This window comes from Belliella marina (assembly GCF_042682445.1).
GTDB lineage: Bacteria > Bacteroidota > Bacteroidia > Cytophagales > Cyclobacteriaceae > Belliella > Belliella marina.
The window spans coordinates 522,048-534,506 of record NZ_JBHUHR010000015.1 but is presented as its reverse complement, the minus strand read 5'-3'; the positions used below and the strand labels follow the sequence as shown (position 1 = coordinate 534,506).

The 12,459-nt window shown below is 40.3% G+C and carries 12 protein-coding genes; 7 read left to right on the top strand and 5 right to left on the bottom strand.

The window, feature by feature from the left end:
• Positions 1 to 117: 117 nt before the first annotated feature.
• Entirely contained in the window at positions 118 to 849 is a 732-nt protein-coding gene (locus ACFSKL_RS06605) for a tRNA threonylcarbamoyladenosine dehydratase (RefSeq protein ID WP_376884595.1), read from the bottom strand.
• A complete protein-coding gene (locus ACFSKL_RS06600) occupies positions 850 to 1,491 on the bottom strand; it encodes a TatD family hydrolase (protein WP_376884593.1) in 642 nt (213 codons plus the stop codon). It abuts the gene before it with no gap.
• Positions 1,492 to 1,556: 65 nt separating this feature from the next.
• Here ACFSKL_RS06600 and ACFSKL_RS06595 point away from each other — a divergent pair, with 65 nt between their 5' ends.
• A complete protein-coding gene (locus ACFSKL_RS06595) occupies positions 1,557 to 2,711 on the top strand; it encodes a hypothetical protein (RefSeq protein WP_376884591.1) in 1,155 nt (384 codons plus the stop codon).
• A 223-nt stretch (positions 2,712 to 2,934) separates the two neighbouring features.
• On the opposite strand, the gene ytxJ is transcribed toward ACFSKL_RS06595, so the two are convergent.
• Complete coding sequence (ytxJ, locus tag ACFSKL_RS06590) at positions 2,935 to 3,273, bottom strand: bacillithiol system redox-active protein YtxJ (RefSeq protein ID WP_376884589.1); 339 nt, start codon at positions 3,271 to 3,273, stop codon at positions 2,935 to 2,937.
• Positions 3,274 to 3,414: 141 nt separating this feature from the next.
• Between ytxJ and ACFSKL_RS06585 the strand changes: the two genes are divergently transcribed.
• From ACFSKL_RS06585 to crtD, 6 genes are all read left to right on the top strand, one after another.
• Complete coding sequence (locus ACFSKL_RS06585) at positions 3,415 to 4,806, top strand: DUF4403 family protein (RefSeq protein WP_376884588.1); 1,392 nt, start codon at positions 3,415 to 3,417, stop codon at positions 4,804 to 4,806.
• A 371-nt stretch (positions 4,807 to 5,177) separates the two neighbouring features.
• Complete coding sequence (locus ACFSKL_RS06580; protein WP_376884587.1) at positions 5,178 to 6,578, top strand: sensor histidine kinase; 1,401 nt, start codon at positions 5,178 to 5,180, stop codon at positions 6,576 to 6,578.
• On the top strand, positions 6,578 to 6,958 hold the full coding sequence (locus tag ACFSKL_RS06575; RefSeq protein WP_376884688.1) for a response regulator: 381 nt from the start codon (positions 6,578 to 6,580) through the stop codon (positions 6,956 to 6,958). The genes ACFSKL_RS06580 and ACFSKL_RS06575 overlap by 1 nt, the downstream gene beginning before the upstream one ends.
• Positions 6,959 to 6,971: 13 nt before the next feature.
• On the top strand, positions 6,972 to 8,012 hold the full coding sequence (locus ACFSKL_RS06570; protein ID WP_376884585.1) for an adenylate/guanylate cyclase domain-containing protein: 1,041 nt from the start codon (positions 6,972 to 6,974) through the stop codon (positions 8,010 to 8,012).
• 24 nt (positions 8,013 to 8,036) lie between these two features.
• Positions 8,037 to 8,621, top strand: a complete 585-nt coding sequence (locus tag ACFSKL_RS06565; protein ID WP_376884583.1) for an HD domain-containing protein — start codon at positions 8,037 to 8,039, stop codon at positions 8,619 to 8,621.
• Between the two features lie 22 nt (positions 8,622 to 8,643).
• Positions 8,644 to 10,110: a 1-hydroxycarotenoid 3,4-desaturase CrtD gene (crtD, locus tag ACFSKL_RS06560; RefSeq protein ID WP_376884581.1), complete on the top strand. Its 1,467-nt coding sequence runs from the start codon at positions 8,644 to 8,646 to the stop codon at positions 10,108 to 10,110.
• 899 nt (positions 10,111 to 11,009) lie between these two features.
• Here crtD and ACFSKL_RS06555 read toward each other — a convergent pair.
• Together ACFSKL_RS06555 and ACFSKL_RS06550 are read right to left on the bottom strand one after the other, a co-directional pair.
• On the bottom strand, positions 11,010 to 11,489 hold the full coding sequence (locus ACFSKL_RS06555) for a VOC family protein (RefSeq protein ID WP_376884578.1): 480 nt from the start codon (positions 11,487 to 11,489) through the stop codon (positions 11,010 to 11,012).
• A 75-nt stretch (positions 11,490 to 11,564) separates the two neighbouring features.
• The gene (locus ACFSKL_RS06550) at positions 11,565 to 12,380 is read right to left on the bottom strand and encodes an AraC family transcriptional regulator (RefSeq protein WP_376884577.1); all 816 of its coding nucleotides are present in this window, start codon (positions 12,378 to 12,380) and stop codon (positions 11,565 to 11,567) included.
• Between the last annotated feature and the right edge of the window lie 79 nt (positions 12,381 to 12,459).

Below are 12,459 nucleotides of genomic sequence, written 5' to 3'. Positions count from 1 at the left end.
AGCTCCTTTGGAAGTTTTTTATCGATTCAATGTTGTAATTCAAACTGTCTTTGGTGTTGTAATACATTACACTACTGTCCAATTAATTTGTGCAACTTCATTGGTACATTGAGCTTTTTACATGAGTTCGGCAAGCAAGTCATTTACAACCACCGATGCACACGCGCATCCAAATGCAGCAGGCAAAAAAGACATCGTTCCATAGGCAGACTTTTTGAAGTTTCGTCCATCTGTCATCATCAGACTGTCTTTGAGGTATAATTCGGTAGAAAAAACTGCTTTGAAACCAGAAGAGATTCCTTTGTTTTTGATCCGTTTTCTGACATGCTTGGCAAGTTTGCAGTTGTAGGTTTCAGAAATGTCAGCCACTTTGATCTGTGTAGGGTCAACTTTTCCTCCAGCCCCCATCGAACTGACTATGGGAAATCCTTTTCTATAGGTACTTTCTATCAGGTGCAGTTTCGGTGAAAAGCTATCGATACAGTCCACCACATAATCATATACATTCTCCTGAAGCAGGTTGAACATTGCCCCGGGCTTCAGAAATTCCCTGATCACGTGAATTTTAAGGTTTGGATTGATGGCAGTCAGTCTTTCTTCCATCCAATCTGCTTTTAGCTGGCCCACATTTTTTTGGGTAGCGGGAAGCTGCCTGTTGCAATTGCTGATATCTACCGCATCTCCATCAATGATCGTCATCTCTCCCACGCCACTTCTGCAGATAAACTCTGCAGCAAAAGAACCTACACCACCCAAGCCAACTACCAAAACATGTTTTCCGGCCAATTTTTCCAAGCCTTCTCTTCCTACTATCAGCTCCGTCCTTGAGAGCCAAGCAAAATCAGTCATCTATATTTTCCTTTTCGATATCTTATTCCAATTTTCTACCACCTGCTTTGCCAAGGCTTCCACAGGCAGCTGCAAAAGTACAGAAGCTTGTGAAAATATCTGTCCAATTTTCAAATCTGATTTATCTGTTTCAAAAAATATCCTATCTACCGGGCAAATTTTTATAAAATTCTGCGCATTTGATCCATTTTTCAACAAATCTTGTCCAAAGGAAAAGTATATCGAAGCATCCAATAAAGACAAGCCGATATGCGGTTTTTGGTTGTACCCATGCCAAATGATCGGAGGGAGGGATTTTTTGCTTTTGATGGTTTGCTGAAGTAAGTGCAAACCTTTGACTTGGTGCATGATAACGGGAATGCCCAATTCGGACGCCCAATCCAACTGTGCAGCAAATGCCTCCAGTTGCAATTTGGAACTAGGTCCTTGAAACAGGTCAAAACCACATTCTCCAATAGCCATCAGATTTGGATCTTGGGAAGATGCTTTCATCTTTTCCAATTCCATCGACCAATGCCCATTCAAAAACCATGGATGAATCCCCAAGGAATAGCAAGAAGATGTGCTTTCATTTTCAGTACTTTGGTTATGGATGGCCCTTTTATCTGAAGCCCTATGCGTGTGTAAATCAAATAATTCCATAAAAAACCCTCCAGTTTTTTTGATTATGATTCCTTATTTGTTAGTTTAAGAAAAAATCCCAATCTATGAAACGACAAATATTCTTTTTCATATCCATATTTTTGATATTTTCCTGCTCAGAGAAAAGTAATGAAAATAATGGAGAACCAGAGAATTTAACTTTGGTAAAAGTAGATTCTCTCCAAATTCCTTATTTGGGCCTACTCCAATTGATGGATGTACATCCACAAACTGGCAAAGTACTAATGTTTAATTCACAAACCAGGGCGCTGCTTGTTGGTGACTTTGACGGGGCATCTACCAAAGAATTCAACAAGACTGGAGATATGCCGGACAGCTTTGGTATGTTTCCACTGGGAGCGGGAAAATTTAATGAAAATGGGCAGAATTTCACGATTATATCCAATCAGGGTGTATACACTTATGATTTGGAGGGAAACCTGATCCATGGAGGTAAGCATCAAGTCAAAGAGATGCCTGCGTTTTCCGGTAGGGCATCGGCAGATATGGAGTTTTATTGGGTTGGGGATAGGATCCTTACCGTTGGGGCAGGTAGGACGGCATACCCAAGAAACACTCCGGAATTTTATGAAAATTATACTTCTTTTGCTTGGTTTGACACACTGGATCGTCAGGTTGAGCAATTTATGAACTTGGATGAAGGCAGTTTTTTCAGAAATGGTAAAGCCCATGATATTAGCCATATTATACCGAGGTTGGCTGTTGACAAAGAGAGTATGTATTTTATCCAAGGCATAGAGCCGGCATTAAATATTCATTCCTTAAGCTCTCCAAATGAAAAAATCAAAAGAGTTGAGTTCAATATTGAGGATTATTCCTTCAACCAAGGTGAGGACTTCAAAGATGCCGATCCCAGAATGATCAGTCCAGATTTATATTCGGGAAAATTTGAAAACATTAAATCGCTGGGAAACTATATCTTGACTTCATTTTTTCCAGGTGTCCCAGAATCGGATCGGGATAGGTATGAAAATCTAAATTGGATGGACTTTTTGGCAAAGGCTAGAATAGATTATTCCCATAGGATGCTAGTCCTGGATAATGAGGGCAACAAAATTTCAGAATTTGCAATACCTCTTGAAATGGACTCCAGGCAATGGCTCGTCCGGGATGGTTATATTTGGTTTTTGGCGGCAGAAAACCTGGAGCAGGAGGAAGATTTTATAAAGATCTACAAAGTAAAACTTGGAGAAGGGTGATGTGGATGACCTTCGTAGGCTGATTGCCATATTTGAAGATGCATGGGGCAAAAACCTAAATTCATTGGAGATCATACAGGGAAATTGCTTTTAACAGTCTCAAAGTGATGAACCCTTCGAGGGTTGTCCAATTTGGTGGATTGGTCTGTGGGGACAGAGTCCAATGGTGATTAAGTTCAAACCCTCGAAGGGTTTTTTGGCTAAAAGCAATTTCCCTGGGAGATTATACCAGCTCCATTATTTCTGAATAATTGATGCCCATGTGGCTATTGTCATAGACTGCTTTGCCATCCTTAATCAGAATCACTTGGGGGCTTTCATGGTAAACGCCAAAGTCATCTGCGATTTGGTTGGAAATAGCCCTGTAAGATAGCAGATCCAAATAATAGGGGGTTACCTTTTCAAGATCCTCTTCTTTCCAATTTCTCTGCAGCCTGTTCCAGGCCATTCCACTGATGGAACAGGAAGTAGAGTGCTTAAAAATCAACACAGGCTTCTCCTTGCTTTGCTCTTTGATAGCCTCCAATTGCGCAGGGTTTTCTATTATTAACCAATTCTTCATCTTAATTTTTCTTAATCTATTACCTCATTCAATTAATTAACCGTAAATATAGTTCCTTTGTAAATGATGTTTCGATAGCTGGCAGGTTTTTTGAAACATCTTACGGACATTTGCATCATAACATTCCTGAATTTCAATTCAATGAAAATAGTAACCAGAATCCTGATTCTTCTGATTTTTGTTTCCGCTTGCAAAAGCATCAACCCCAACAAACCATCCTATTCCGGAACGCCTGCTGAGCTTCCACGTGCTACTTCAGAAATCAATATTCCGATAGAAATACCATTTTCTATGATAGAGGATAATCTCAACAAAGCGTTGGGCCAGAAACTCTTCGCTGAGAAGGGATTGGATCTTGGTTCAGGCTTTTTCACCGATATTGACGTCAACAGGACAGGCATGATCAAGTTGTCGACATTGGATTCTAAGAGAATGTCCATCAAAATCCCGATGAAAATGGTGGGGGATTTGAAATTCGAAAAGAGGATTTTCGGTCAGAATGTAAATACAGCCATCCCATTTGACGAAGCACTCACACCTGAAATCAGCTTTAGCCCGAAAGTGGGGCAAAACTGGGACTTTTCCCTCGAAGATATCAAAATCGAAAACTACGGCAGGTCGATGAAGTACAATTTGCTGGGTTTTGAGATCGATCTGGATCCTATGATCCGAAAGCAACTCCAGGGAGTTCTGAACAATCAGCTGAGTGCGTCCAATCTGACACGTATGGATTTCAAAAAGATCGCCCAAGAAACTTGGGACAATTTTAGCAAACCGATTGAAATCGACCAAGATGGTGTGATGGCTTATGTCTATACCAAACCAACAAAATTGAAAATCCGTGAAGAGGTGACAGCCGACCAAAAGCTGAGGTTCTTTTTGGGCATAGAAGGTGAAGTTTATTCCCAAATCGGGAAAGCACCTCAAAGTGTCAAGACAGCCCTGCCAAATATCTCCTACAATGAAAGCAGCGAAAACAAGCTGGACATCATGATTCCATTGGCTATCAGCTACGAAGAATTGGATCAATATCTCAATGAAAATCTTGGAGGGAAAAGATTCAAAACAGATAAGCGAACCGAATTGGAAGTTTCGAATCTAGAATCCCAAAGCTTTGGGGATCGGACCTTGTTGAAAATGGATTTTTTGGCTATAAGAAAAGGAAGAAAACAGATCAGAGGTGAAATGTATCTCGTCGGAAAGCCGAAATATGACGCAGAGACAGAGTCAATCCGCTTTGAAGAAATCGAGTTTGACATCAATACCAAAAATATCCTGGCCCGAAGTGCTGCATGGATGAAGCAGGGCCAAGTCCTCAATAAGATCAAGAAACTGGCAAGTTACCCAATCGGCGAATATTTGGCAGAAGCAAGACGGGAATTGAGGCTTCAAGGTCAGCTAAGGACAGAATTTGCCGACTTCTCCCTGGTCAATCCCCAATTGGACGTCGAAGGCATCTACAATACCGAAGAAGATATCCGCATCTACCTCCGCTCAACTGGAAAAATGAATGTGAGAGTGAGGGGGATGTGATGGGGGATTGTCTGTCGGAGCAACCACGGAGCAACAGGGGAGGCACGGACTTCAGATATAGGCTTTTTTTTTGTCCCTTTTCTCCCATATCTACCTTTTTTCGCTTACAAGTTGTGTAAATTTTATTTGAAAAAAATGATTTTCCAGCTTGAAATATAGATATTGTTTTGATATTGATCGGATTCGCTCAGTCTGTATATTTATCGGATGAAAAATCAGAAATTAGCAGATGGTTTTCTTCCCTGAAATTAGGCATTTCGGATTGTAGGCATTATTTCAAGCTGGATACCGATCAATATCAACTAAAAAAGGAATTTCATATGCTCTTGGAAAACCTAAAATATACAATGACCCCTGTTTAATTAGTAACTATGTCCTTCATAAATTTCTTCTCCCTACTGATTTTATACTATTTAAGGTCTAATATCAATAAATTCAACCCAACATCCCCATTGAAAAAATGGATCAATTGGGGTTTGGTTTTTGTCTTATGCCTTTGGATTTTTGGCTCTATATTTTTTGTTACTATATTCGAAATACTGACTTTGGCCATAATTATTGGGTTGGTTTACCTGGTTTACAATACACCGGAATTCGAAAGGACGAAATCGCTGGTGAATGCAATTGCCCCCATCATCGTGCTGGCCATTCTCGAATATTTTGTAGAGTTGATCATTCCAAAATTCCATAAAAAGTGGGAAGCAATATTTGAAACAGCATTGTTCTTTGCATTTCTATGGGCAATCATCATGTATTTCGTAAGCAGAAAGCAGCGGAAGGCACTGGAAATAGAAAGGTTGAAAGCAATAGAGAAGGAGCGGGAAATGGAAATAGTGGAATCGATCAAAGCTTCCCTGGAAATCGAAATATCCGATAGGACAAATGAATTGATCAGACAAAAAAACGAACTGGAAAAGGCGCTGGAAGAATTGAAGGCTGCCCAAGCGCAATTGATCCATGCAGAGAAAATGGCCTCTTTGGGGGAATTGACAGCCGGGATTGCACATGAGATACAAAACCCCTTGAATTTTGTCAACAACTTCTCGGAGGTAAGCCATGAATTGATAGACGAAATCCAAGAAGCCAGATCAAAAAGGCTGGAAAATGGAATCAAGACTGAAGATGATGAATTGGAGGAGGAAATATTGGCTGACATCAAGACAAACCTTGAAAAAATCACCCACCATGGAAAACGTGCGGACTCCATCGTAAAAGGCATGCTCGGGCATAGCCGAAGCAACTCCGGAGAAAAATCCGCCACTGATATCAATGCACTTGCCGATGAGTACTTACGTCTTTCCTTCCACGGAATCAGGGCAAAAGACAAAACTTTTTCCGCAGACTTCAAGACTGATTTTGATCCCAATATGCCACTGGTCACTGTAGCCTCACAAGATATTGGAAGGGTGTTTTTGAATATCATCAACAATGCCTTCTACGCCTGTGCGGATTATTCGAAAAACCTCAAAAACCTACCTGATTTGGAAGATGAGTCCTTGAAAAACTATACGCCTTGTGTGAAAGTGGCCACCAAAAATACCTCCTCAAAAGTGGTGGTTTCGATTCGCGACAATGGTCCTGGCATCCCAGAGAATATCAAAGACAAGATCTTCCAGCCATTCTTCACCACCAAGCCTACGGGCATGGGGACAGGCCTGGGTTTGAGTCTGAGCTATGATATTGTCAAAGCACATGGAGGAAAGATCGAGCTGGAATCGGAAGAAGGAAAAGGCACTGAATTTATAATTACATTACCACTGGATAAAAAATGATAAAAATACTGATAGTAGATGACGAAAAAGATGTTGAATTTCTTTTTAGACAAAAATTCAGAAAGGAAGTCAGGGCAAAAGAGTTTGATCTAGTCTTTGCTTTTTCGGGTGACGAAGCATTGGAGGCCTTGGAGAGTGAAAACCCACCGAAGGTAGTCTATGTATTTTCTGATATCAACATGCCTGGGATGACAGGTTTGGAATTGCTGGAAAAAATAAAGTCAAAGTTTCCGGAAATCAATGTCAGCATGATTTCGGCTTATGGTGATACCGAAAACTATGACAAAGCCATCAAATCAGGCGCTAAGGAATTCTTTACCAAGCCCATCGATTTTGAGGTAATCAAAGCAGAAATCAAAAAATTTATAAACTCACAATAAAAAGCTACAAATAATGGCGAAAATCTTGGTAGTAGACGATGAAGAGGATTTAGAGGTTTTGATCAAACAGAAGTTCCGGCAAAAAATCCGTCTAAATGAATATGAGTTTGTTTTTGCAACCAACGGCAGGCATGCCCTAGAGCAATTGCTAGTCCACAAGGACATCGATATCGTCTTGAGCGATATCAATATGCCTGAAATGGATGGTTTGACACTCCTTTCCAAGCTGAATGAACAAAATACGCTCTTGAAATCCGTAATCGTCTCGGCATATGGTGATATGGACAATATCCGGGTAGCGATGAATCGTGGTGCCTATGATTTTGTAACCAAACCAATCAATTTCAAAGACCTGGAGATCACCATAGAAAGGACTTTGAAACATGTGTTGATGCTGAGGGATACACTGAAAGCTGTGAAAGAAAACAATATCCTCAAAATGTATGTGGATGAAACGGTGCTCAATTTCATGGGGGGCAAGGAGATCGAGCAGGCCATGTTCCTCAATGAGATAGTGGAAGGGACTGTGGTTTTTATTGATATATGCAGCTTTACTTCCATCAGTGAAAATGAAAGTGCCGATAAAGTAGTCGAACTGCTCAACCTTTACTTTGATATCATGGTACAGGAGATCATCAAGGAAAATGGCACGGTAGACAAATTCATAGGAGATGCGATCATGGCTGTTTTCACGGGGGAATACCATATTGACCGCGCTCTGGATGCCTGTCTCTCGATCAGAAAGATTATAGAACAACAAGCCGAAAATACCGGAACGACCAATTTCAAACCCAAAGTTTCCATAGGGTTGAACTCGGGGGAAATGGTTTCTGGAAACATTGGTTCAGCTACATTGAAGCGTTTTGACTTTACTGTGATCGGTGACACGGTCAATGTCGCGGCGAGATTACAGGCCGCTGCTGCTCAAAATCAAATCTTGATTTCGGCAAAAAGTTTTGAAATGATCAAAGAATCGTTTCATTGTGAAGAAGTAGGAAAGCTAAACCTCAAGAACAAGAGTGAGCCATTTTTGACTTACCAAGTATTGGAGTAATAATATCTAGAACGAGGATCGCTGATGAAAAACCTGGAAAGTCTTTTTAGAATTACCTTAAGCCATCTTGAGAATTCAAGTCCTATTTTTTTGAAATACCACAATGCAGATCATACTCGGCAAGTAATCCGAAGTGTGGAAAACATTGCGAACGCTGAAAATGTGAAGAGTGAAGATTTGCGACTTTTGCGGGTTGCAGCGCTGTTCCATGACATTGGATACTTAGAGCAACGGGAAGGTCATGAAAAACTAAGCTGTGCCGAGGCAAAAAAAATCCTGCCGGAATATGGTTTTGACACCGAGGAAATCAACAAAATCTGCGGAATGATCATGGCAACCCAAATCCCGCAACAACCAACAAATCATCTGGAAAAAATCATTGCAGATGCAGATCTGGAATATATTGGTACAGCGCTGTATGATAAGGGAAGCATGCTGCTATTTGAAGAATTGAAACATTTTGAACCCAAATTGACCGACCGCGAATGGCATAAGAGGAAGGTGGGGTTTTTGGAGAATCATCATTTCCACACAGATTTTTGTCGAAAAGAGAGGGAATCGACCAAAATTGAAAACATGAATCGATTAAAATCTGTTGGGATTGGGTAGCGGTATTTTGTTGAATTAATCCATGAATCAAAAAGCAATCATTATTGGCTCAGGTATCGCAGGACTGGCAGCTGCCATCAGGCTCACCACCAAAGGTTACCAAGTTGAAGTATTCGAATCAAATGCCTATCCTGGTGGAAAGTTATCCGAAATCCAAATAGGGAGCTACCGTTTTGATGCAGGCCCTTCTCTTTTCACACTTCCAGAGCAGATTGAGGAATTGTTCCTGATTGCTGGAAGGAATCCGGCTGACCACTTTCAATACAGCAAATTGGACATAGTCTGCCACTATTTTTGGGAAGATGGAAAAACAGTCAAAGCTTATGCTGATCTCAATAAATTTGCCGAAGAAGTAGAAACCAAACTTGGGGAGCCGGCAGAGAATGTAAGAAAAGCCTTGAAAAAATCTGCTTACATCTATGAACATCTTGCACCTTTGTTTATGCACAGATCACTCCATCAATGGAATACCTGGGTCAATCTTACTGCGCTGAAATCCTATCTGAAAATGGGGAAACTCGGTATTTTCACGACAATGAATGCCGCCAACGAAAAACTTTTTGTTCAGGGAAAAATGGTGCAGCTCTTCAATCGTTATGCTACCTATAATGGCTCCAATCCTTACCAAACCCCAGCCACCCTGAATATCATCCCACATTTGGAATTCAATATCGGCGCATTTTTTCCCAAAAATGGAATGCACGACATCACCCTCAGCCTTTATCGACTGGCTGTTGATCTGGGCATCAATTTTCACTTCAATTCCAAAGTCGAAGAAGTTCTTGTTGATAAAAACACGGCAATAGGAGTCCTTGTCAATAATGAAGAAATCCACGCAGACCTTGTCATCAACAATATGGATATGGTCAATGCCTATAAAAGCATATTAAAAAAGCAAAAACAACCCACAAAACTCCTTGATCAACCCAAATCCAGTTCGGCATTGATTTTCTATTGGGGAATCAAGAGAGCATTCCCTGAATTAGGATTGCACAACATCCTTTTCAGTGATGATTATCAAATGGAATTTGACCATATTTTCAGCAAAGGAAGCATTTGCCATGATCCCACAGTCTATATCAATATCACTTCAGTCTGTAAGGATGATGATGCGCCCAATGGCTGTATGAATTGGTTTACGATGATCAATGTCCCAAACAACCAAGGTCAGGATTGGGACAAATTGATCGAAGAAGCCAGGTCAAGTATTATTGCTAAAATCAACAGGGTTCTGAAAACAGATATTGAGTCTCTGATCGAAGTGGAGGAGATATTGGATCCTAGAACTATTGAGTGCAAGACTTCCAGTGCCAATGGTGCATTGTATGGAAATAGCTCCAACAACAGGTATGCGGCATTTTTGCGGCACGCAAACTATTCCTCTGAAATCAAAAACCTCTATTTCTGCGGTGGAAGTGTCCACCCGGGCGGTGGCATTCCACTTTGCTTGCTATCGGCAAAGATTATGGCAGAGATGATTGAGACATGAAGGAAACTCAAAATTTTCATTTTCTTGTACAAAACTACTTACTGGACGAAATTGAATGTCCGTGATCTGGATGTCATAGATATTAGAATCACAGCAGGCGGAAATTAATAGTAAACAAAAATAAACTCCCAATATGATTTTGACTTTAGACCTCATTTGATTTTTTATTTATGTAAAATGTGCTAATGTATGAGCAGTAGCGGTTTTGTTTGCACTAAATTTTCGGAAAGCAAGATACTTAATTAAATGCAAAAACGGTTCAGGTTTGCACTTAAACCGCTATTACTGACACACATTGGGTGTGCCCAGCATGGGCATCTGGTATCGAAGATACCAAATTATTCCAGAGGGTGAAAGTCCCTTGCAGGCAAGTTGGTGAAGCCTGCTAGTAAGTCGCAAGCTGGTTGCCGTGAGGCATACAGTGAAGGAAGCGAGACTACAAAATCCGGTACTGACGAACAGGAACGGCATACGGAGGCCATTTAGGGAGGGTGAGTAAGCACATCTTTGCGAAGCCCCTGACCAACAATCTCTATTTGGTAGATGCTGCAGGAATCGGAGGAAGGAATATGTCCTTACCTGGGGAGATCTCGGACTTCACGAGTTGAAGACTGAGAAGTCAGCAGAAGCCATATTAGCCAATAGGATTTGAGCCTACAGAAAAGTAGGAGTTCTCACGAGTTGGTGAAGGGCCGAACGTATTGTGAAGTGAAAATTCGATAAGGAGCCTTTGAGTAGCCTTATCTTAAAAGTAGCGGAAAGAGATTGTTGGTGTAAAGAGCGGCAGCCTTTTGCTTTACGAACCGCCGTATACGAGAACCGTACGTACGGTGGTGTGAGAGCCTCAACCTGAGCCAATTGGCTCAGGTCGGGCTACTCGATTGTGCGTTTGCTTTTTTTTAATTCGGTGAATGAAGTCCTATTTTATTTCCTTCCGAATCGTGGAAAATGGCAAAAAATCCACTTTCGTCAGCGTGAGATGTTTTAGGAATAATTATTTTCCCACCATTTCTTTCTATTTTATCAAGAATTGTTTGTAGATCATCTCCACCATTGAGATAAATGGTAACTCCACTAGCAGAAGGTTCATAGCCTTCTCCTTTCATTATTACTCCTGTTACCATTTGGTCTTGGTATGGAAATAGGCCCATTTCCATTCCAGGGAAATCCAATTTTTCAATTTCCACTCCTAAAATTTCTTTGTAAAAGTTAATGGCTCGTGAAATGTCCGTCGCTGGAATCTCAAATATTGATATAAAACTGTTCATATTTTTATCGTTTTTGATTGGGTTTACTTCGGAAGTAGAAGTCCCTAAATTTTTAAAGGATGAAATACCAAAGGTCAAGGCAATAATTGCAATAAATATTTTTTCTTTCATTTCTAGTTTGTTATTGACGGAACGAAATTAGCTGTAGAAAGTCTCTTGAAATTGTAAAAATGCGACATCCTCAAATTATTTGTAAAAAAGAGTAGAAAGCGTCAAATTTTCGTGGGTGAGAAACTCTTTGGGGTTTATTCCTGTAAATTCTCTAAAGTCCCTTATGAAGTGCGCTTGGTCAAAGTAGTCGCTTTTATAGGCAATATCAGTTAGGTTTTCTGACTTTGGGTCTAGCAACATTTTTAAAGCGGTTTGTAGTCGAATTACCTTTCCCAATTGTTTAGGGCTTATTCCAATTTGCTTTTTGAAGTTTCTTTCGAGTTGTCTTCGCTTTGACAAGTCGTCTTTGAGGATTGAATTTATTGAAGCACTTCCATTTGTAGATAAAAGGGAATCAACAGTGTTTTTTACGATTCTATTAATCGTTTTTTCGTCATTGAGCTTATCCAAAAGAAATTTTTCGGTAATGCTTATCCGTTGTTCCGTATTTTCCGCTTTGATTATTTTTTGCTCGAAATCTTCTGCGTTTTTTACTCCAAAAAGTTGGTTTATGGGTGTTTCCTTATTTGCCAAATTACTGATTGGTTCAGAAACAAAGTTTGCAAATCCATAAGGATAAAATCGCACAGCAAATGTTTTAACAAACCCTGTTGGTTCAATGAAAAAAGGTTCAGTTGTTTGTCCGAGCACCATTGCACGAGGTTGAAGTATAAATTCATTTTCGGAAGTGTACCGTTTTATATTCTCTCCGAGAATAAAAGCCATTTCAATACAGCCGTCTGGTACGATTCGTTGTTTTTGTGGTTCTGTTTGCGTTGGTACTTCCAAAGTCCAATAACAGCTAACAAGCGATTTTAAGTTTGTTTGAGGTTTGTATGTTTGATAGTCCATATTGTTCGGAAGTTTTTTCAGGGTGACGCACAATGTTGGTGGATGGTGCTCTATTTGTCATTACTATTTGCAAAAACAC